The sequence below is a fragment of the Streptococcus hyointestinalis genome (assembly GCF_041225505.1).
Taxonomy (GTDB): Bacteria; Bacillota; Bacilli; order Lactobacillales; family Streptococcaceae; genus Streptococcus; species Streptococcus hyointestinalis_B.
The window spans coordinates 50,786-72,332 of sequence record NZ_JBCLSK010000001.1 but is presented as its reverse complement, the minus strand read 5'-3'; the positions used below and the strand labels follow the sequence as shown (position 1 = coordinate 72,332).

Below are 21,547 nucleotides of genomic sequence, written 5' to 3'. Positions count from 1 at the left end.
TTAGTCTCCTAATATTATTGTTAATTTCTTCACTTTTTTGATAGCCTTACCTGACTCGACACTTTGCTTGGTGACAGTCCCTGACTTCTTGCCTTTTATGGTGATGTCAATGCCTGTCCACTTGGCAAAGGTCTCGACATTTTTCTTGGTCCAGCCATACATATCTGGCAGCTCTGTGAGTTTATCAGTAAGGAGCAAGATTTGCTCGTTTTCCGAGAGCTTGCTGCCTGCTGCTTTAGACACTTTGCTAATCTTGCTACCATTGCCTAGGATAATCGGCTGAATGATGTTTTGACGTAGCACAACAGCTTTAGATCCTGGGCTTTCTCCAACAATATTTGGCAAGGTGTACTTAGAAGCTGTCGCTTCTTTGACCGTTGAGGTTGTCAAGGTATCTTTCATTGCCATAGCTTGCTCAAGCACCGGATTGAAAATGGTAGACCACTCTGTACCTGTCCATTTTGTTGGTTGTTGGACAGTGACGTACATCATAAAGTCAGGATCATCAGACGGCACCATTGCGATAACAGAGTTAATCGTGTCGTTCTTTCCAGTCAAGTAAGAGCCATTTTCAGCGATTTGGGCTGTACCAGACTTGACGGCTACACTTTGATTGCCGACTTGGATGATAGGCTGACCGTTCGAGATAAGTGTCCCGTAGGTAGAGTCCGTTCCGACAGTGACCATGTAGTCACGGGTCTGACTGGCTGCCTTTTTCGAGATGGGTTTGCCGACAACTTCGGTCGTTGCGGTTCTGCTAGTGTCTGTATTTGGATCGTAGACGCTTCTGATAAACTGTGGCTCAAGCATGACGCCATCGTTTGAGATGGCTGAGAAGGCTCTTAGCATCTGCACACGGGTCACACCGATAGCCTGACCAAAGGAGGTCATGGTACCGTTGACACGTGTTAGGCTAGGAAAGAGCCCGCCGTCTTCATTGAGCATACCAAAGCGGGTCGGATAGCCAAAGCGGAACTTAGAGAGATAGCTAAACCAAGTGTTGTCTCCCATTTTTTCCTCTAAAATAGACATGCCGACGTTACTTGAGTGGGCAAAACCTTGGGCAAAGTTCATGTACAAGCCTTCAGTTTTTCCTTCATTGACGTCCCAGTCACGCACCGTCACGTCACCAACCTCGTACTGGTTACTGTAGTAATACTCTGTCGTGTTAAAGGCGCCACTGTCAATGGCTGACGCTAGGGTCATGACTTTCATGGTTGAGCCGGGTTCAAAGTAAGTTTGATAGAGGAGGTCATTTTTATTTGAAAGGTCATTATAAGTTTGAGGGTCAGTTGGGTTGTAGGTCGGACGCTGCGCTGTGGCGAGAATCTCACCGGTTTTAGCATTGACCAGCGTTGCAGTTATGTTTTTAGCTTCGACCTGACTTTGAAAGGCGTCGAGCTGCCCTTCAAGCAGGGTCTGCAATGGCTCAGAGAGAGTCGTGTAGACGTCCTTACCATTGACAGCTGGTTTTGACTTTATAACAGAACCTAGAAGAGTATTTCCATTGCTGTCTCTTTCGTAGGTGATATAGCCATCCGTCCCAGAAAGGAGGGTATTGAGCGACGCTTCTAAGCCGGTTTTTCCGACTAACTGGCTACCAGAGTCATCATCCTCTAGCTGAGCGTAGCCGACAAACTGGGAAGCAAAGATACCATTTGGATAGGTTCTCCCTGGGCTGGTCTCAAAGCCAATCCCATTGATATTCGCTTTTTTCATCGCCTCTTGAATAGCCGTCATGGTCGTGTAGGAAATCCCTTTACCTTTAGTTCCAAAGGAAACTTGGAAGAGATCTTTTTGCTTGAGCTGCTTGAGGACTTCTTTTTTCTCAATACCCAGCTGCTCATTTAAAATCTTTGCAACCGTATTGTACTGCGAGGGCTGGACATAGAGCTTTTTACCGCTACTATCTTTGTAACTCTTTGAGATAATAGCGTAAATGGTATAGGTCGTTGCGTCCTCAGCAATGGCATTGCCATCACGGTCATAAATAGTCCCACGCTTTGCCTGCACCTTAACGGTCGTTTGATAAACTTTCTTAGCTTCTGCGGACAAGTTCTGCCCAAACTTTTTATCTGTGCCAACAATTACGATAAAATTCACCACAAAAATGAAAAATAGAGCGATGGCTAAAATCATAAGATTCTGCCCTACACGCTCTCTATTTTTCTCTGGGCTTTTTCTATCCTTAATCACATACTTTAAAAAGCGATTGCGTTTCATCGTCTAATCCACCTTTTGAATATTTCCAGTCTTATTGGACAAGCCCGCATTATTAGCAATTTCAGTTACTCGGTCTCTAGTCGTGAGCTCATTGACCTCTTGCTTGGCGTCATCATACTCGGTTTGTTTTTGCGTAATCTGACTGTTTAAGTGCGATATTTCCTGCTTTTGCTGTAAATTACGGCTCTGCAAGAAAATAATCCCCACCGCCATGACAATAGCAGTGATGATGATACTCGCATAAAATGCTTTTTCAATACGGGAAAACTTGCGGATACGGCGCTGCAAACTCAGCGTTTCTTTTTCTTTAGTGTCATCTCTTGTCATATCATCTATCAGTCACGAACCTTTTGTGCCACACGCAACTTGGCTGAATGCGCACGGTTATTGGCTCTTAATTCTTCTTCACTTGGTAATATCGGCTTACGATTGACCAGTTTTAGTTTTGGTTGCATGTCTTCTGGGATAAAGGGAAGTCCCTTTGGTGCATGCAGTTCTGAAGCCTCTTTAAAGAGCTGCTTGGTCAGTCTATCTTCTAACGAATGAAAGGTAATCACAGAGATACGCCCATCCACTGCCAACAAATCAATAGCAGCCTGTATAGACTCATCTGCTGCACCTAGCTCGTCATTGACCTCTATACGAATCGCCTGAAAAATCTGCTTGGCTGGGTGCCCTTTTTTCTTGAGCTCACGAGCTGGCTTTGCTGACTTGATGATGTCAGCTAGCTCTGTTGTCGTCTCGATAGGCTTGGTCTTGCGGTAAGTCTCGATCTTTCTCGCAATTTGCTTTGAGAACTTATCCTCACCATATCTAAAAAAGATACGCACCAAGTCGTGATAATCATAGCCATTAACCACATCATAAGCCGTCAAAGACTGCTCACGGTTCATCCGCATATCAAGCGGCGCATCCTGCTTGTAGGAAAAACCACGCTCTCTCTCGTCTAACTGCGGACTAGACACTCCCAAATCATACAGAATACCGTCAATTTTATCGACACCGTGCTTTTCTAGCTCTTCCTTTAAGTGTCGAAAATTGGACTTGATAAAAGTGACCTGTCCTTTTTGGATATAGTCGGCTAGGCGAATCTGAGCGTTGTCAATCGCTTTTTGATCCTGATCAAAAACATAGAGGTGCCCCTTGTCATTTAACTGTGATAAGAGATAGCTGCTATGCCCAGCCCCACCTAAAGTAGCGTCCACATAGACACCGTCTGGTTTGACATCAAGCATATCAACCGTCTCATGCAATAAAACAGTGACGTGTTTAAATTCGTTAGTCATAACTTTTATTTTACCATAATTTAGGCAAAGGATAAACGAAAAAGCGATTTTACTCCTAGTAACTTGTAAAATCGCAAAATCCTTATTCTCTTATCTGACCAGAGCCATTGATGTAAAATTTGGTGCTTGTCAGAGCTTCTAGCCCCATGGGACCTCTAGCATGTATCTTTTGAGTGGAAATGCCAATCTCAGCACCCAAACCAAAGACAAAACCATCTGTAAAGCGTGTGGAGGCATTGACATAAACTGCTGCCGCATCCACCTCATCTTGGAAGCGCTCTGCGTGATTGATATTGGTCGTTACAATCGCTTCTGAGTGGCGTGTGCTGTAGCGATTGACCCAGTTAATCGCATCGTTTAGGCTGTCAACAACCTTGACAGACAAGATGTAGTCTAAAAACTCTGTCGCATAGTCCATATCACTGGCTGGAACTGCCGACTTAAGGTAAGACGCCGCTATCTCATCTGCACGAAACTCGACAGCATGAACTTTTTGAATAGCCTCCTCCAAGCGAGGAAGGAAGTCTTTTGCCACACTTTTGTGAACCACTAAGCTCTCGCAGGCATTGCAGACGCTTGGGCGCTGTGTTTTGGCATTGATGACAATACGTGTCGCCATCTCAAGGTCAGCATACTCATCCACATAGATGTGGACATTTCCAACCCCTGTCTCAATGACAGGTACTTTTGAGGTTTCCTTGACCGTCTGAATGAGCTTAGCCCCGCCTCGTGGGATGAGCACATCAACATAATCCACCGCCTGCATAAGATCTCTCGCCACAGCGTGGCTGGTGTCCTCGACAAGCTGCACCGCATCTGGTGTGATGCCTTGAGCTTCTAGACTCTTTCGCACCACATCAACCAGCGCTTTGTTTGAGTTGATAGCGTCACGTCCACCACGCAAAATAATAGCATTTCCAGTCTTAAAGGCAAGGCTAAAAGCGTCAACAGAAACATTGGGACGGCTCTCAAAAATCATGGCGATAACACCAAGCGGTACTCGCTTTTGAACGATTTTGAGCCCATCCATGTTGGTGTAGCCACGCACCACTTGTCCAATCGGGTCAGCCAAGTCCGCCACTTGACGAAGCCCTGTGGCGATAGCTTCTAGACGCTCTCTTGTCAACAACAAACGGTCAACCATAATCTCAGAAATACCGTTTTCCTCAGCTTTGTCGACATCACGGGCATTTTCAGCTAGGATATAGTCTTCACTCTCCAGCAAATCCTTAGCGATCTGGTAGAGTGCCTTGTTTTTGGTGCTAGTTGCTAGGTTGGCTAGGTCACTGCTGGCTGCCTTTGCCTGCTGTCCCAGTCTATCAATGATTGTCATCTCGTGTCACCTCACTTGCAAAATACGTTCCAATTGTCTCACCAGAGAGTGCCTTTAGCATTTGTCTTGGGTCTTTGCCGTTCATCAAAATCATCTGACCACCCACATCAAACATCATCTGAGCGCTCTTAATCTTGCTACGCATGCCGCCTGTGCCAAACTTGCTGCCAGCGCCACCTGCTGACTGCCAAATCTCCTCTGTAATCTCTGGCACATAACTGCGTAAAACAGCGTCGTCGTAGATATTAGGATTTTTATCATAGAGCCCATCGATGTCTGATAGCATAATCAGCAAATCCGCCTGTGTAAAGGCTGCTACAACGGCAGACAGACGGTCATTGTCCCCAAACTTGGTCTGGTGGTCCATCTCATCCACACTGATGGCGTCATTTTCATTGATGATAGGCACAATCCTCATCTTGAGCAGACTCTCGATAGAGTTGGTCACGTTTCTCAAGCTCTCTGGATACTCCACGACATCACGGGTCAATAAAACCTGTGAAACAGTGGTTCTATAGTGGTTAAACATCTGCGTGTAAAGACTCATCATAGCGACCTGACCAACGCTTGAGATGGCTTGTTGCTGGTCGATTTCCTTAGGACGCTTGTCCATATCAAGGACATTTAAGCCAAATCCCATGGCTCCAGACGAGACCAAAATCACATCTACCCCACGATTCATCAAGGTTGAGATGACAAAGGCTAAGCCGTCAATACTCTCTAAATTGATTTTTCCATTTGGCAAAATAAGCGTACTTGTCCCCACCTTAATCACCAAACGCTTTATACTCTCAAAATTTCGTTTCATATCCAAAATTATAACACAAAGCCAGCAAAAAACCTAGATAGGATTATCTAGGTTTTTCTTTATACTAATGTCTTCCAAAACAGACGATTGATGAGAAGCTGCAGGGCAGCTATGACAAGCGCCGACATGACAAGGATGACGCCACTCACAACCGTTGGATTGATTTTGAAGGAGGCAAAGATAGCTATGCAAAGGAGTACCACACCGACAATCAACTCAACAAAGAAGATAAGAGCCGTTAGCATTTGGCTATTGCCACGGTTAAAGAGCTGGTTGATATTTTGCCAGTTGAGATTGAGATGACGGTAGTCGCTGCGGTAGATGAATTGCCCTTGTATAAGAGCTGAGAGCAACATGCCAACAAAGAGACTCACCACTAAAACAGGGTGCATACCAAAAAAAAGTGTAGCAATAGACATGAGAAGAGCTGGTGGCAAGACCTGAACGCCATACAAGACCCAAAACTTCTGCTTGATAAAGCCTTTGAAAGAAAAAGGTAGGGTCTTGAGATAAGTGTAATTGTCCTTTTCTAAAGACAAACCAACGCCCAAAATGGAAGCAGACTGTGTCATAAAAAGCCCCAGCAAGACGCCTACTAGAAAGGTCACACCAAAATGCTTACTGTCAAAGAAAGTGCTAAACCTAATCATAGCTCCTGAAAAGGAAATCCCTAAAATAACAGGCACACTATAGGTTTGTACCAAGAGCGAAGCATGCCCTAGAGTAGAGAGATGATGACGTCGCATCAAACGACCCAAACTGCGTATTTTTATCGCTTTTTTTGACTGTTTCTTACTAGGTGCGACCTTAGCATAGAGCGTATCTCTGTAGTAGTTTGGCACAATAAAAGTGATAACAGCTACGATGATAAGCACCGTCACAGCGATAGGCAACCAATAGTTGAGAAGGCTCTCCTTTGAAAAAGGAGCACGTACAATATCCACAAAACCTCTAAAGTAAGGCAGTGGCGTGATGTGGGCGAGCGCTTGCTCATCATCTAGCTGGGAACTGGTCATATTGATATAAAGAATAGGAACAAAGGCTCCAAAGCTAGCAATAGCCGTCAAGGCTGTTGAAATTGTCTTTTGATGACGACTCTTGACGATATAGCGCCCAATCAAGCCTGTCACAAGAAGCGACAAAGAAAGCACCGTCACCGACAAAACAGCAAAATTGACGATACCTAGCAGAATCGTGAAAGGATTGCCTGTGATTTGCCAATAAGCAAAAGCAAAGAGTGTCAAGGTAGGCGCCAAGTACAAAAGACTCATCCCTAAAGAGGCAATGACCTTTGCGACAAAGAGCTCTCTTGACTCAATGGGCAGATAAACATAATTCTTCGTGTCGCCACTTTCGTAAAAGACACTATACATGGCTGAAAAGGACGTCATCAGCGCCATAACAGCAAAGACGATCGTCTGCTGACTCAAGAAGTAAGGATAGTGCTTATAGTCCACCATCAGTAGAAAATAACTAAAGCAAACCATCATCACGACTAGAAGAATGACTTGATTTTTAATCATCTCCTTGGCGATAGAAAAGCGATCTTTTTGCTTTTTTTCCTGCCTTTTGCGGATATTGGCTAAGTAATTACTATTTGAGTAGAGGATATTGACCTTTACTAACTCCCAAATCGTTGACCATTTCATAATAACCTCCTCATGCGCTAGTCCTCTTGCGCTTTTCTGCCTGCCAATTCCAGATAAATCGTCTCCAAATCTTTATTTGGATAGCTTTTCTTGAGCTCCTCGATGCTACCGACATAGATGAGCTTTCCTTTTTTGAGAATGGCAATGCGGTCACACAGCTGCTCAGCTACGGCAAGGACGTGCGTTGAAAAGATGACACTGTTTCCTTCTTTAGCATGCGTTTTCATCATTTCTTTCAAATCATAGGACGCCTGTGGGTCAAGCCCTGTCAAAGGCTCATCCAAAATCCAAATATCAGGATTGGACACCAAAGCCCCGATGACAATCACCTTCTGGCGCATCCCATGCGAAAAGCCATCAATGACCTCGTAGCGACGCTCACCTAGCTCAAACAGAGTAACCAGCTGGTCAATGCGCTCACTCGCTTCTTCCTTTGGCACGCCGTAGATAGTCGCTAAAAACTGCCAGTACTCCTGCGCTGTCAGATTTAAGAAAATATCAGGAGAGTCTGGCACATAGCCAATCTTGCGCTTAATCTCATCCCTGTGCTCAGAAAGCAGCAAATCATCCACATAGACCTCGCCATAAGTCGCCTCAATGATGGAGGTCAAAATGCTGATGGTCGTTGTTTTCCCTGCACCATTGTGTCCTATGAGCCCAAAGATTTCTCCATCATTGATAGTGAGATTGAGGTCGCTTAGCGCTTCTTTTCCCTCATACACTTTTGACACATGCTCAAACCTTATCATAGTTCTCCTCCTTTATCCTGCTAAGCAGGTATTTGTTTGTTCTATCAAACAAATACAATTTTCCTTTGGCTTCATTATACTCCTCATGAAAAGCCTTGTCAAGCGCTTCCAAAAAAATTCTCAATAAAAAGGTCTTACCTGAGCAAGACCTTTTTAAGACCTTCTTATTAAGAATTTAGGTCATCTAAGCTACGTCCGTGAAGTCCTTTTTCGCGTTGGACTTGGCGTAGTTTTTCAGGTGTGATGTCGTTGCCTTCTTCATCGACAATCTTGATACCCTCGATGTGGTGACGAACGGCGCGGCGATAGCCTTCGATGTATTCTTCACGAAGTTCGGCTTGCTCTACCTTTTCTTCTGGTGTCAAGCCTTCTTCTTTTTTCTTTTTAGCAAGCTCGTTAATACGAGCGATTTTCTTAGGATCCATAGTGTCCTCCTTTAAAGTTTACTTGGTATTGAGTTTATTAAAGGCTGCGACTTGGCTGGCTTTTGCAACAAGGCTAGAAAGCAGAGCGAGGCGGTTGTTTTTGAGGGCTTCGTCTTCTGCCATAACCATGGTATTGTCAAAGAAGGCGTCAATGACTGGGCTAAGTGCAAAGAGTTTGTCTAGATTTTCAGTCATATCAGCTGAGAGTTCTAAGGTCTCGATAGCATCGTGTAGCGCTTTTTCCTCGTCATTTTCAAAAAGACTAGGGTTGACCGTAGCACTAGTATCTGCTTTTTCAGCTAGATTAAAGACACGTGAGAGGCTCTCAACGGCTGCCTTGTAACCAGCGTCCTTACTCTTTGTCGCAAGCGCTTGGCTGGCTTCTAGCATGGTACCAACGACATAAGTTGATGAAGCAAGCGTTGCTTCTTTGATGTCTTTTGCGATGGCGCTGTCCATCATTTTTTCGATACGAGCCACGACAAAATCCATGACTTGGTCTTGATTAGCATAGTCTAGGCTATCAAAGCTAAGAGCATACAGGTCGCTAACCAGCTCATCCAGCGGAATATCCCATCCAAAAGCGTCTAAAATGCGGACAATCCCTTGAGTCGCACGACGAAGCGCATAAGGATCGTTAGAACCACTTGGGATAAGCCCAACAGAAAAGAAAGAAAGCACTGTGTCCAGTTTGTCAGCAATAGCTAAGATTGCTCCGACCTTAGTCTCAGGCAAGTCTCCGTCTGCTGAGTTTGGCAAGTAGTGTTCACGGATAGCAGTCGCAACCATTTCAGACTCGCCAGCGAGAGTAGCGTATTTTTCACCCATGATACCTTGTAACTCATCAAACTCACCAACCATACCAGTCAATAGGTCAAACTTGTAGATAGATGCTGCGCGTAAAACAGCTTCTTTCTCATCAGCGCTCAAGCCTGCCTTGTCAGCCAAATAGCCAGCAATGACTTTTGTGCGTTCCATGTGGGCAAAGAGAGAGCCAATTTTTTCGTGGAAAGTGACGTGTTTGAGCTTTTCAACTAAGTCAGCAATCACTAATTTTTGGTCCTCACGCCAGAAGAAAGCACCATCTTCAAGCCTTGCTACTAAAACTTTTTCATTTCCTTTGATGACATTTTCAATGAAGTGGCTATCGCCATTACGCACTGAGATAAAGTGCGGAAGGAGTTTACCAGACTTGTCACGCACGACAAAGTAGCGTTGGTGATTTTTCATAGATGTCACCAAAACTTCCTCTGGAACCGCCAGATATTTCTCATCAAAAGCACCCATAAAGGCTGTTGGATACTCGACGAGATTAAGTACTTCATCGAGAAGCTCATCGTCAATCTCAACGACAACGTCGTGTTCTTCTTCGATAGCTTTGATTTGAGAAACAATCAAGTCCTTACGTTCCTTGCTATCTGCGATAACAAAGCTGTGGCGCAAGTCCTCCTCATAAGAATCCGCTGACGCTACCTCAACTTCTGTCCCTAGGAAGCGATGTCCACGACTGGTGCGACCTGATGTGATGTCAAGAAAATCAAGGTCAAGCGCCTCATCATCAAGCAGCACAATCAAGGTATGCACAGGGCGGATGTACTCAAAAGTGTTGTTTGCCCAGTGCATATTGACAGGGAAGGTCAAGTCTTTGAGGACACTTGTGACGTTTGTAAGAACCTCACGGGCTGGTTTTCCTTCTTCGTGCTTGGTCACATAGACGTACTCTTCACCCTTGACCTCACGAAATGTGATGTCGTCAACGCTCAAGCCCTTACCACGCACAAAACCTTCTGCTGCTTTAGTGAAATTGCCATCAGCGTCCAGTGCAATTTTCTTTGCAGGTCCTTTGAAGTCTTCTTCTAAGTCAGACTGTTTATCAGCTAAGCCTTTGACACGCACAGCGAGGCGACGTGGTGTGGAGAATACTTCGATGTCCTCAAAGGTGAGACGATTGTCCGCTAGGAAAGCCGTCATCTTTTCTCCAAGTTGCTTCATGGCAGGTGTCACCACGTAGGCTGGCATCTCTTCAAGTCCAAGTTCGACAAGTAAATTATGAGTCATGATAGCTCCTTTCTTAGTCTTCTTTTGCTAATAATTCATGGCGTGTCTCTTCGTCAAGAAGCGGATAGCCTAGACGCTTGCGCTCAGCGACAAAGGTCTTTGCGACCACACGAGCGAGATTACGAATGCGAGCAATATAGCCAGCACGCTCTGTTACAGACACCGCACCACGGGCGTCAAGCAAGTTAAAGGTGTGTGAGCATTTGAGCACATAGTCATATGCTGGGTGTACTAGATTATCCTCTAGCGCACGCTTTGCTTCTGCCTCAAACTTGTCAAAGTTTTCAAGCAACATGTCTTGGTCTGACACTTCAAAGCTGTATTTGGAGTGTTCGTACTCAGGTTGCTTAAAGATCTCACCGTACTTAACGCCAGGAGCCCACTCAATATCATAGACAGAGTCGACCTCTTGGATATAAGACGCCAAGCGCTCCAAACCGTAAGTCACCTCGGCAGTAACAGGTTGTGTCGCAAGACCTCCAACTTGTTGGAAGTAAGTGAACTGAGTGATTTCCATACCATCAAGCCAGACTTCCCAACCAAGACCAGCTGAACCTGTTGACGGGTTTTCCCAGTTGTCCTCTACAAAGCGAATGTCGTGCTCAAGCGGATTGATCCCCAAAAGCTCTAATGACTTGAGGTAGAGCTCTTGGATATTGCTTGGACTTGGTTTCATAACCACTTGGAATTGGTGGTGTTGGTAGAGACGGTTTGGGTTTTCCCCATAGCGTCCGTCTGCAGGACGACGACTAGGCTCTACGTAAGCTGCATTCCAAGGCTCAGGTCCAATGGCACGCAAGAATGTGTATGGGCTCATGGTTCCTGCTCCTTTTTCATTGTCATAAGCCTGCATGAGCATACAGCCTTGATCGTTCCAATACTGCTGGAGCGTCAAAATGATTTCTTGGAAGGTTAATTTTTGTGACATCTTATCGGTATCCTCCTATTAGCCTAATGTAAGCGATAAATAAAAAGAACCGCCCACACACCTATGTAAAACATAGGGGCGTTGGTACGCGGTTCCACCCTAATTTATAACTTCATTGGTTTATCAAACATAGCAAAAGAGCGCCAATCACACTAGGCTCCGCTTGGCTCACACCAACCCCAAGCTCGCTTTTGAAACCCACAAGGTGTCATTTTCTCTTTTTACAAGGGTAATTATAGCAAAACTAGTGACTTTTGTCCATGCTTATCTACTAAAAGTCAACTTGGTCTGGGTCAGAGGCTCCTGAGACACCAGAGAGTGTATCAAGTGCTTTCATATCCTCAGCGCTTAGAGTCATATCTGGGACATCTAGGTTTGATGTGATACGCTCAGGTGTTACAGACTTAGGTAGTGGCAAAAAGCCGTGAGCAAGACTCCAGATAAGAGCTAGTTGAGCAATGGTGACTTGATATTTTTCAGCCAAGCTTTTAGCTACTGGGTGGCTAAAGAGCTCACCTTGACCAAATGGTCCCCAAGCTTCTAACAAGATGTTTTTGTCCTGACAATAAGCGACAACCTCTTCTTGTAAGACACCTGGTGCTAGGCGGATTTGATTGACCGCAGGAGTGATAGTTGCTGTCTCAAACAGCGCTTCTAGGTGGTGCACCATAAAGTTGCTGACACCAATAGAGCGCACACGACCGAGTGCCACTTCCTCTTCAAGCGCTTGCCAAACGTCGGCATTACGCTTTTTCCAAGCACCGTCACGAAGCGGTTTTGGATTTGGCCAATGCACCAAGTACAAGTCAACATAGTCAAGCCCTAGTTTGGCTAGTGATTCATTCAAGGCTTGATGGGCTTCTTCCTTGGTGTGGGCTGTGTTCCAGAGTTTTGTCGTGATAAAAAGCTCTTCTCGATCTAGCCCTGAGTCTTTAATCGCACGTCCGACACTTTCTTCATTGCCATAGACAGCAGCTGTGTCGATATGGCGATAGCCTGCCTTGAGAGCGGCTAGAGTAGACTGATAAGCTTCCTCACCGTCTTTTGCTTTAAAGGTTCCAAAACCAATAGCAGGGATCGTTTTTCCGTTGTTTAATGTGTAGGTCTTTGTCATAATAGCCCTCCTTTTTTTACTTAGTTTATCCCCTTTTGTCTGGCACGTCAACAGATTTTATCTCCAAAAATAAACCGCTACCACAAAAAGTGTGTACTTATTTGGCATTCGGCTTAATTTATTCTTAATTTTAGCTTTTCTTTTGGCGCAATTAAGGGTATAATGAGATGAATATCTTTTTAAGGAGTTTCCATGAAACAGTCAAAGAGTGAATTTTTCTTCTTTATTTTGAGTATTATTTTGGTTATCTTTTTAGGAGCAGCTTTTTTCATCTTTAGAGATAGTGAAAGCAAGGCTGAAAAGATTGACTATCAAACGACAAGCCAGTCTACCACCACTTCTGGCTCCACTAGCGAGGAAGACACCACTAACATTGAGCAAAGCCTAGCAAGCCTCAAAGCCAATCCAACACAAGACGGTATCAGCTCTCTTCAAGCGGAGCTTGACAAGGTCAGTGATGGCATTAAAAAGGCACAGCTGCAAGAAGAGCTCAACGTCATCGCAGCCAATCTCGCTATCAGAACAGCAAATAGCCTAAGAACAGCAGATAGTGTCAATGCCGCTCAAGAAGCGATTAACAAAGTTAGCGATACAACCTCTAAAGCCAACTTACAGGCAGAGCTTGATCCTATCAGCCAAGCCGTCTCTGCAGCTGCTATGGCTACACAAAGCTACACAGACACCTACGAGGACGAAACTGGCTCAGCAGCTCTAACGACAGATTATGCTCAATAATACAAGTATCGGGCTCGTCTTCTCCAGTATCGGAGCTATCTGCCTAGCCATCTCAACCTTCAATCCGTCTAAAAAGCACATGCTGCTCTGGCAGGTGAGTGATTATGTCTTTACCTTGATTGCAAACCTCCTCTTAGGTGGGCTCACAGGTGCGCTTACTATCGCTGTATCCATCGTGAGAAATACACTTGCAATCACAAAGCGTGACAATCGCTGGACGACACTTATCCTAGTCATCCTTCAAATCGTGTTGGGCTATTACTTTAATCGTCTGGGCTACATTGGCTTTTTGCCTATCGTAGCTAGTGTTTCCTACACGATTGCTATCCAGATGACCTCATCCACGCAGATTTTACGCTTTGTCATCATTGAAAACATGCTCTTGTGATTTATCTATGACGTCACCATTCGTGCTTATCCTGCTGCCATCATGGACATTGTGATTACACTATTAAGTGCTGTATCGATTTGGCCTTTTTATCAAAAGAAAACCTCGTAAAACCATTATAAAAATCTGAGCTTAGCTCAGATTTTTTGCGTTTCATAACCAATCATGACACCACCCTGCTCAGCGTAAAAACTGCACAAGCCTGATGTCGGGTAAATGGAAATAGCAGCTTCAGGAAAGTCACTCTCAATCAGTGCGGTTAGTTGCTTACATAACTTAGCGTTGTCCTGATGGGCAATAACGAGACGTCCACCTGCGTAGCCATGTTGTTTCAGTTCTTGGTAGATTCTTTGCAGGGCTTTCTTTTGCCCACGTGGTTTTTCAAGCACTTCTAGCGCACCCTCTGGGCTTGCTTCACCGACCAAGCGGATGTTTAAGAGCCCAACGACTTTACCAACAAGTTTTGACAGACGTCCATTTTTGACCAAGTTATCCACTTTTGATAGGGCAAAAAGGAGCTTACTTTGCTGTTGATAAGCCGTGATTTTGTCAACCACTTCCTCAAAAGTCAGTCCTTGGTTGATCAAGCGCACCAGCTCTAAGACCAACAAATCAATCTCACCACCTGCAGACAAAGAGTCAATCAAGTGAATATTGGTCTTGGGATAATCTTCCTCTAACATCTTTTTGGCTAGAAAGGCGCTGTTGTGGCTACCTGACATCTGGCTGGTAATTGTGATGGCAATCACATTGTCAGCGCCCTTATAAGCTTCTAAAAAGCGGTCTGGACTAGGGCAAGCAGAAGCTGCTGCGCTGTCTGAAGCGTCCATAGCCCTCATCAATTGCTCAACATCAAGCCCCTCGTCATCCACATACATTTCATTTCCAATCTGGATGATAAAAGGCACACGCTCATAAGCAATAGCCACATCATCTGTTGGTAGCGTCATTATATCACAAGCCGAATCGACTACAATTTTCCAAGTCATAACATTTCCTCCTCAATCTCAATTAGTTTGACAAACAAAGTATAGTTGATTAAAATAAGAACAAGTTAGTAAAACTCATTCTGAATTCGTTACTTAATTAAAGTATATCACTACTTTGCCGTTTAGGTAGCAAAAAAACATTCGGATGTTACAAGAAAGGGGAAAGTGTCTTGTCGGAAAGTAGTATCTCGCAAAAATCACTGCAAAATCTTAGCCAGTATAACAAGGAAAACAGACGATTGACCCGTGAAGCCTTGGAGACAGCTCTTCTGGCTCTGCTTGAGAGTAAGGAGCTGGCTAGTATTTCTATCTCCGAGCTGGTCAAAAGAGCTGGCGTTTCTCGCAATGCTTATTATCGTAATTATAAGAGTAAGGAGGCTATTTTCGAGAGTATCTTAGAAGGCAGTGTCAAGCGGATATTTGCTGGGCTCAAGCCCTTTAATCTAAAGACTCAGACCTACCAAGCTTGGCTCTATCTTTTTAGCGAGGCTAAAAAAGAGGGGCAGCTTCTTGCTATTCTCTTTCGACAAAATAGCGAAAAGCTTCTCATCGCTATCGTGGCTAAGCGCCTTCGTGCCTATCAAAAATTGAGCGGCAAACAGCTCTCCCAGTACATCATCTCCTTTTGGAGCAATGCCATTATCTCTGTTCTTGAGAAATGGGTAGCCGAGGACATGAGTGTTTCTGAAGAAGAGCTAGCTGGCATTGGGTTGCCGCTTTTGCCCTAACCACCTTTTTTACTAAGGTGGTTTTTATTTGACCCCAACAACTGCTGCGATAACGACAAGGGCAGCAAGTCCTAGATAGTATTGGTTAAAAGCAAAGCCTGCCAACATGATAAGCGATAGCACCAGCACAGCTAGAAAACGAGGGCTTAATTTTTTCATACTAACCTCTCTATTCTATAAAGCGTAATCGTAGATGGCTTTGGCGACGCCATAGTCGTCGTTTGAGCTTGTCGTGTAGCGACATCTTTTTTTGATGTCGTCTGTGGCATTGCCCATAGCGACACTGACGCCTGCAAAATCAAGCATTTCAATGTCATTTGCGGCATCCCCAAGCGCCATAATCTCAGCAGGTTCGATGTCCAGTTTTTCCGCCAACTGTCTCAGCCCACTAGCTTTGGTAGCGCCTTGTGGCAAGACCTCGTAGATGTATTCTTGACTTCTCACCGTGCTAAAGTCTTGTGACAAATCCCCATATACCGCCGCTTGGAAAACATCTAGATACTCTTTTTTTGCCATGTACATGGCTTGGAAAATCAGCTCACCCTCTGCCTTTAAGTCTGCCATATCAACAGCTCTAGCCGTATCAAAGACAAGACTAGCGTCATACTGCACCAAGTCAGGCACCTCATCTGCTAAGGCATAGTAACTCTTATCTCCCGTCAGCGTCAAGCAGACCTCAGGATAGCTAGCGCAAACCTGCGCCAAGCGCTCAATCTCATCATAGGTCAACTCCTCAGAAACCATCAAGTCCCAATTTTTAGTGTTGTAAACACTACAGCCATTGTTCATGATGATGTACTCCTCATCTGTCAACCCAAGCTGCTCAAAATAGGGCACAATGCCAGATTTTGGACGCCCTGTACACAGAACAATCTTGATACCTGCTTGGCTGGCTTTTTGGATGGCAGCGATATTTTCAGCAGGAATTTTCTTTTGGCTGTTTAAAAGCGTCCCGTCCATGTCAATGGCAATCAATTTTACACTCATCTTTTCTCCTCATTTCTAGCGTTCTTGTGACTATACTTTTAGTTTACCATTTTTAGTGCCGTCTGAAAACAATCTTGTCAAACAAAGTGACTTTTAGTACAATAAAACCAGTAACTACACACAAGGAGATGTTATGCCTACTATCGTTGCTAAGCGTGTTTCAAACTATGAATTGTTTTATGATTTGGTCTTTGTCTATGCGACCAGTCGCCTAACGACGCTGCTCCACCAAGATCATCTAGCTTTTGGAGTCATTCTCAACTTCATCATCTCAAGTATCCTAGTGCTATCCATATGGATGCAACAAAATTTTTACCTCAATAAATACGGCGAGCGTGACCGGCTTGATATTTTTACAAATATCCCTTCTATGTTTATCGTAGGGAACTTTGCGCTTAATATCGGCAAGCTCAACTACACGACAGTTGATGTCCTCGTCTACAATGGGCTCTTGATACTGGCTTATGCACTCATCGTTTACTAGTACTACATGCGAGGGCGCCAGCACGGCTTCACACAAGACATCAAGGTCAGCATGTGGACTTTAACGGGCTCAATGGTAGGCTTTGCCCTTTTGACAGGACTCTGGCTTTTGATGGCACCTCTGGCTCACTCTGGCTGGATTGCTACCATTCATCGCTATTTCTATGTGGCTTGGCTCTTGCCCGTTATTTTTCCCTTTTTCTTTTACAAGCGTTTTGATGAGACCTTGATGAATTTTCCACACCTTGTGGAGCGTTGTCAGTTGATTACCATTATCAGCTTTGGTGAGACGGTGCTTGGTATCATCCAAACCTATCCGCTAGTCGATTATCCTATAGCTGGCTTTGCTTTCTTTGTCGGCATGTCTATGATGTTTATCGCCTATATCTCACAGACCTATCTCAACATTGAGCACCACCAAATGATTCAGGCGCATGGATTGATTGCCGCTCATGTTATCTTGGTCATTGGGGTCAACATCATGACAGTAGCTATTGAGTTTTTTGCCAATCCACACCATGCTGAGGCTGGCTTTATCCTCTTTTTAGTCTCTCTTTATATCTACTATATCGGGCTACTCTCAACATCTATCTACAATCGTGAGACCTATCGGATACGCAGACGTAACCTCGCTGAGTATGCTTCATGGTTACTTATCTATAGTTTCCTCTTTTACGCCTTACGTCACGACCTTGTCTTTCTCAGCATTGCCTATGCTGTCTTTGGCTATATCATGACTCGTGTTGGCATGCTACAACGCAGACGAGCTCGAGAAGCTGCAGGAATTACACTGTAAACTAAAAAAGCGACTAGGTCGCTTTTTTAGTTTAGACTTCATCACCAAGCTCGTACTTGGTATCTTTTAGGGCACGTTTTAGGGAAAGTTTGAAGGGTTTACCTGTCACTGTGACTTGCCCTTTTTCAAGGTTGACGTCTACTTTTTCAACGCCACGAACAGCACTTAATTTTTCGGTTACGGTGTTTGCACACCCTTCACATTTCATACCTGATACTTGATATGTTTTTTCCATAAGAATACCTTCTTTCTATGATATACGGTTATTCAAAATACATAGGCGAACAATGGTGATGGTGTTCAAAAGAACTCCGATCACACTCAACAGCTGACTCGATGATATTTTGCGCTTGAAAGATATGATGAATCTGGTCTCGCACCAAGTCCATATCAGCGCCCTTTTGGCACTCGATATGCACCATGGCGATGTGATGTCTGCCATCAATTGACCAGACATTGAGCTGATTGATAGCCTTTAGACCGTCAATGGTCATCATTTCTCTCTTTAGCGGTTCAATAGCCAAGCTCGCTGGGCGTTTTTCTAAAAAGATTTGAAGATTTGAGATAAATTTTGGCAGTGCTTTATAGAGGATAAAGACTGCGATAACAAGGGACAATAAAGGATCGAGGAAGTACCAATCGGTAAAGCGTAAGATGATAGAAACAACAATCACAGCCAACCAACCCAGCGTATCCTCCAAGAAATGCAGGCTCAAAATCGACTCCTGCTCTGAGTGCTCACCGTCTAAAACACGACTAGCAAGCACATTGACCACAACGGCTAGAATTCCTAAAACCAGCATGCCATCATAGTTGACTGGCTGCGGGTTAAAGAGCTTGCCGACATTTTCAATCAAGACAAAGAGCGAACCTACAATGAGGATAACCGAGGTTAGCATGGCGCCTAGAAGGCTAAAGCGCAGGTAACCAAGCGTATAGTTACCATCGCTCTCCCGCCTTGAGAAGCGCTCAAAGTAGTAAGATAGACCAATGGCTAGCGCATCTCCCAAATCATGCACCGAGTCCGCTACAATGGCACTGGAGTTAAAGAGGGTACCAAAGAGCAGCTCGACAATGGCAAAGCCTAAATTTGAGATAAAGGCGATAAATATCGGTCGGCTAGAACTTTTCTGTGACTTCGTTGTTGTCTCCATAAATACTCCTTTATGATAATTTCATGACCTTTAGACGTAGAGCATTTAGGATAACTGATACAGAGCTAAAGCCCATAGCAAGTCCTGCTAGCATTGGATTGAGGAGCGGTCCACCAAACAAGTGAAGCACACCCATAGCTACTGGGATAGCAAGGACGTTATAGATAAATGCCCAAAAGAGATTCTCTTTAATAATTTTAATCGTCAAACGACTAATTGTCAAACTTTTTACCACATCAGGGAGTTCAGGCTTCATGAGGATAATATCCGCAGACTCGATAGCAATATCAGTCCCAGACCCCATGGCAATACCTACGTCACTGCTTGCAAGGGCAGGTGCGTCATTGATACCGTCCCCGACCATAGCGACATTGCGTCCTTTTTCTTTTAGGTCAAGAATAGCTTGCGCTTTTTGGTCAGGAAGCACGTCACTGATGACTTGGTCGATACCGACTTGTTTGGCAATGGCTTTTGCGGTCTTGCTGTTATCACCTGTTAACATAACAACATTGAGTCCTAGGCTATGGAGTTTATCCACAGTTTCTTTACTGTCTGCCTTGACTTGGTCAGCTAGGGCAATCACAGCAAGAACCTTGCTGTCTTGTCCCACATAGATAGGGGTTTGACCAAGCTCAGCTGCTGTGTGTACAGCTTCTGTAGCTGGTACGATGTCAATCGCTTTGTCTGCCATGAGTTTGTCATTGCCGACATAGAGGGTGCGTCCTGCAATATCCGCTTGCAAGCCAAGACCTGTCAGAGACATGAAGTTATCCACAGTGTGGAGAGCAAGTCCTTTTTCAGAAGCTTTTTCCACAATCGCTTGGCTGAGTGGATGTTCTGAGAGTTTCTCGATAGAAGCCACTTGAGCTAGCAAGTCATCTGCATCCACACCAAAGGTAGTGAGGTTGACCACTTCTGGTTTTCCTTGAGTGATGGTACCTGTCTTGTCAAAGACAATAGTGTCCACATGGTGAGCATTTTCAAGCGTGTCGCCATGTTTAAAGAGGATACCATTTTCAGCGGCACGTCCAGTACCAACCATGATGGCTGTCGGAGTAGCAAGACCTAGCGCACATGGGCAGGCAATGACAAGAACAGCGATGGCAGTCTTGAGGGCAAAGACAAAGCTCTCACCCATAGCAAAGTACCAGAAGATACCTGTCACAAGAGCAATCCCAATCACAATCGGTACAAAGACACCAGACACACGATCCGCAATCTTGGCGATTGGCGCCTTAGTTTGTTGCGCATCCTCAACCAATTTGATAATTTGAGAGAGAAGGGTTTCGTCTCCGACTTTTTCAGCACGGATTTTCAGAGAACCTTGTCCATTGATAGAAGCGCCGTAGACTTGGCTGTCCACAGTCTTTTCAACAGGGATAGACTCACCTGTCAGCATAGACTCATCAATAGCAGAATGCCCAGAGATAACAACACCGTCAACAGAGATTTTTTCACCAGGTTTGACAAGGATGATGTCACCAACAACCACTTGGTCAATCGGGATAGACGCTTCCACACCGTCACGGATAACCGTTGCTTCCTTAGCAGACAAGGTTGAGAGTTTTTTAATAGCGTCAGAGGTGCGTCCTTTCGATAAGGTTTCAAAATATTTCCCAAGAGTGATGAGGGTTAGGATAACCGCTACAGACTCAAAGTAGAGGTCGTGAGCGTGGTGGGCGTGACCAAGTCCGATATGATACATGCCATAAAGGCTGTAGATAAAAGCTGCCAAGGTCGCAATCGCTACCAACGAGTCCATGTTAGGATGTCCCTTAAAGAGGGAGCGAAGCCCATTGACATAGAAACGACGACCAAAGTACATAACAGGAAGTGTCAAAATCAACTGCACCACCGCAAAGGTCATCGGAGCGTGGTGTGGAGATAGGAAGTCCGGCACCCAAAGCCCCATCATGCTCCCCATAGAGATGTAGAGAAGCGGAACTGCAAAGACAGCAGACCAGAGAAACTGGTGCCACATGTTTCTGGTTGCCTTGTCTTGGCGCTCAGCCTGCGAGCTGCTCGTCTCAGGGTCAAAGATACTAGCAGAGTAACCTGCGTCTGCAACTGCCTTTTTGATGGCTTCTTCGGTTGCTTCGCCACCTTGATAGTCAACAGTCATCTTTTCTGTAGTGAGATTGACAACAGCATTGTCCACATTGTCCAGTTTGTTGACCGCTTTTTCTATCGTTAGTGCACAAGACGCACAGGTCATCCCTTCAATCAAAAATACATCTTCTTTTTCAGCCATGTGATGCCTCCAGTTCTAAGTGTTCTTTACAGGTGCATTGCCCAGGAATGCAGGTACAAGTCACCTCATCAACTGCAGTTGCTTTTTTGGCTTCAAGTAGCTCTCGCAACTGCTCTATATCATCTAGCGTCATATCAGTTCGTGTGATGACATGACGGATAATATCCAAGTGCTTGGTCGGACAAAACTTATCAAAAAGCTCATCGACCTGATGATAAATGGCTTCCTGCTCAGAAATCAAAGCTGAATAGACAAAGCCCTTGCCGACTTTCTCTGTCGCTAGATAACCCTTATCCACTAGGCGCTTGAGCAGCGTCTTGATGGTAGAGGACGTCCATTGCAACTTTTGGTTTAAAATAGTGAGAATAGCAGAGCTTGTGACACGCTCTTGTGCCCAAACCACTCGCATAATGTCCCATTCGGCATTTGATATGGTCATCACTGACTCCTTTCGTTTACGTTT

The 21,547-nt window shown here is 44.8% G+C and carries 20 protein-coding genes and 2 pseudogenes; 4 read left to right on the top strand and 18 right to left on the bottom strand.

Annotation, left to right across the window (positions count from 1 at the left end):
- The 11 genes from pbp2x to AALA56_RS00370 all read right to left on the bottom strand — a co-directional run bounded on the left by pbp2x (nucleotide 1) and on the right by AALA56_RS00370 (nucleotide 12,573).
- On the bottom strand, nucleotides 1–2,223 hold the full coding sequence (gene pbp2x, locus AALA56_RS00420) for a penicillin-binding protein PBP2X (protein ID WP_369908257.1): 2,223 nt from the start codon (nucleotides 2,221–2,223) through the stop codon (nucleotides 1–3).
- A 3-nt stretch (nucleotides 2,224–2,226) separates the two neighbouring features.
- Nucleotides 2,227–2,550 (bottom strand): cell division protein FtsL, encoded by a 324-nt coding sequence (ftsL, locus tag AALA56_RS00415; RefSeq protein WP_115268432.1) that lies wholly within the window; start codon nucleotides 2,548–2,550, stop codon nucleotides 2,227–2,229.
- Between the two features lie 8 nt (nucleotides 2,551–2,558).
- On the bottom strand, nucleotides 2,559–3,509 hold the full coding sequence (gene rsmH, locus AALA56_RS00410) for a 16S rRNA (cytosine(1402)-N(4))-methyltransferase RsmH (RefSeq protein ID WP_369908256.1): 951 nt from the start codon (nucleotides 3,507–3,509) through the stop codon (nucleotides 2,559–2,561).
- Between the two features lie 82 nt (nucleotides 3,510–3,591).
- Nucleotides 3,592–4,842 (bottom strand): glutamate-5-semialdehyde dehydrogenase, encoded by a 1,251-nt coding sequence (locus tag AALA56_RS00405; protein ID WP_369908255.1) that lies wholly within the window; start codon nucleotides 4,840–4,842, stop codon nucleotides 3,592–3,594.
- Nucleotides 4,829–5,650 (bottom strand): glutamate 5-kinase, encoded by an 822-nt coding sequence (gene proB / locus AALA56_RS00400; protein ID WP_369908254.1) that lies wholly within the window; start codon nucleotides 5,648–5,650, stop codon nucleotides 4,829–4,831. The genes AALA56_RS00405 and proB overlap by 14 nt, the downstream gene beginning before the upstream one ends.
- A 59-nt stretch (nucleotides 5,651–5,709) precedes the next feature.
- A complete protein-coding gene (locus AALA56_RS00395) occupies nucleotides 5,710–7,299 on the bottom strand; it encodes an ABC transporter permease (protein ID WP_369908252.1) in 1,590 nt (529 codons plus the stop codon).
- Nucleotides 7,300–7,316: 17 nt separating this feature from the next.
- A complete protein-coding gene (locus tag AALA56_RS00390; RefSeq protein WP_369908251.1) occupies nucleotides 7,317–8,048 on the bottom strand; it encodes an ABC transporter ATP-binding protein in 732 nt (243 codons plus the stop codon).
- 167 nt (nucleotides 8,049–8,215) lie between these two features.
- A complete protein-coding gene (locus tag AALA56_RS00385; protein ID WP_369908250.1) occupies nucleotides 8,216–8,473 on the bottom strand; it encodes a DUF896 family protein in 258 nt (85 codons plus the stop codon).
- 18 nt (nucleotides 8,474–8,491) lie between these two features.
- Entirely contained in the window at nucleotides 8,492–10,531 is a 2,040-nt protein-coding gene (glyS, locus tag AALA56_RS00380) for a glycine--tRNA ligase subunit beta (RefSeq protein ID WP_369908249.1), read from the bottom strand.
- Nucleotides 10,532–10,544: 13 nt separating this feature from the next.
- Nucleotides 10,545–11,459 (bottom strand): glycine--tRNA ligase subunit alpha, encoded by a 915-nt coding sequence (glyQ, locus tag AALA56_RS00375; RefSeq protein WP_369908248.1) that lies wholly within the window; start codon nucleotides 11,457–11,459, stop codon nucleotides 10,545–10,547.
- Between the two features lie 271 nt (nucleotides 11,460–11,730).
- A complete protein-coding gene (locus tag AALA56_RS00370; RefSeq protein WP_369908247.1) occupies nucleotides 11,731–12,573 on the bottom strand; it encodes an aldo/keto reductase in 843 nt (280 codons plus the stop codon).
- Nucleotides 12,574–12,765: 192 nt separating this feature from the next.
- Here AALA56_RS00370 and AALA56_RS00365 point away from each other — a divergent pair, with 192 nt between their 5' ends.
- On the top strand, nucleotides 12,766–13,308 hold the full coding sequence (locus AALA56_RS00365; protein WP_369908246.1) for a hypothetical protein: 543 nt from the start codon (nucleotides 12,766–12,768) through the stop codon (nucleotides 13,306–13,308).
- Nucleotides 13,298–13,807: pseudogene (locus tag AALA56_RS00360) on the top strand (YgjV family protein). Before AALA56_RS00365 ends, AALA56_RS00360 begins: the two are co-directional and overlap by 11 nt.
- A gap of 26 nt (nucleotides 13,808–13,833) precedes the next feature.
- Here the strand turns inward: AALA56_RS00360 and AALA56_RS00355 are convergent.
- Nucleotides 13,834–14,685 carry a DegV family protein gene (locus AALA56_RS00355; RefSeq protein WP_369908245.1) on the bottom strand — a complete coding sequence of 284 codons (852 nt, stop codon included), beginning with the start codon at nucleotides 14,683–14,685 and terminating at the stop codon, nucleotides 13,834–13,836.
- A gap of 170 nt (nucleotides 14,686–14,855) precedes the next feature.
- Here AALA56_RS00355 and AALA56_RS00350 point away from each other — a divergent pair, with 170 nt between their 5' ends.
- On the top strand, nucleotides 14,856–15,413 hold the full coding sequence (locus AALA56_RS00350; RefSeq protein ID WP_369908244.1) for a TetR/AcrR family transcriptional regulator: 558 nt from the start codon (nucleotides 14,856–14,858) through the stop codon (nucleotides 15,411–15,413).
- A gap of 24 nt (nucleotides 15,414–15,437) precedes the next feature.
- On the opposite strand, the gene AALA56_RS00345 is transcribed toward AALA56_RS00350, so the two are convergent.
- Both AALA56_RS00345 and AALA56_RS00340 read right to left on the bottom strand, forming a co-directional pair.
- Nucleotides 15,438–15,572 carry a hypothetical protein gene (locus AALA56_RS00345; protein ID WP_369908243.1) on the bottom strand — a complete coding sequence of 45 codons (135 nt, stop codon included), beginning with the start codon at nucleotides 15,570–15,572 and terminating at the stop codon, nucleotides 15,438–15,440.
- Between the two features lie 15 nt (nucleotides 15,573–15,587).
- Nucleotides 15,588–16,400 (bottom strand): Cof-type HAD-IIB family hydrolase, encoded by an 813-nt coding sequence (locus AALA56_RS00340; protein WP_369908242.1) that lies wholly within the window; start codon nucleotides 16,398–16,400, stop codon nucleotides 15,588–15,590.
- Between the two features lie 133 nt (nucleotides 16,401–16,533).
- Here AALA56_RS00340 and AALA56_RS00335 point away from each other — a divergent pair.
- Nucleotides 16,534–17,679, top strand: a pseudogene (locus tag AALA56_RS00335) (low temperature requirement protein A).
- Nucleotides 17,680–17,710: 31 nt separating this feature from the next.
- On the opposite strand, the gene AALA56_RS00330 reads toward AALA56_RS00335, so the two are convergent.
- The 4 genes from AALA56_RS00330 to AALA56_RS00315 are packed head-to-tail and all read right to left on the bottom strand — an operon-like array spanning nucleotide 17,711 to nucleotide 21,523.
- Nucleotides 17,711–17,914, bottom strand: a complete 204-nt coding sequence (locus AALA56_RS00330) for a heavy-metal-associated domain-containing protein (protein WP_115268400.1) — start codon at nucleotides 17,912–17,914, stop codon at nucleotides 17,711–17,713.
- A 28-nt stretch (nucleotides 17,915–17,942) separates the two neighbouring features.
- Nucleotides 17,943–18,833, bottom strand: a complete 891-nt coding sequence (locus AALA56_RS00325) for a cation diffusion facilitator family transporter (RefSeq protein ID WP_369908241.1) — start codon at nucleotides 18,831–18,833, stop codon at nucleotides 17,943–17,945.
- Between the two features lie 10 nt (nucleotides 18,834–18,843).
- Complete coding sequence (locus AALA56_RS00320; RefSeq protein ID WP_369908240.1) at nucleotides 18,844–21,084, bottom strand: heavy metal translocating P-type ATPase; 2,241 nt, start codon at nucleotides 21,082–21,084, stop codon at nucleotides 18,844–18,846.
- Entirely contained in the window at nucleotides 21,077–21,523 is a 447-nt protein-coding gene (locus tag AALA56_RS00315) for a CopY/TcrY family copper transport repressor (protein WP_369908239.1), read from the bottom strand. Before AALA56_RS00315 ends, AALA56_RS00320 begins: the two co-directional genes overlap by 8 nt.
- Between the last annotated feature and the right edge of the window lie 24 nt (nucleotides 21,524–21,547).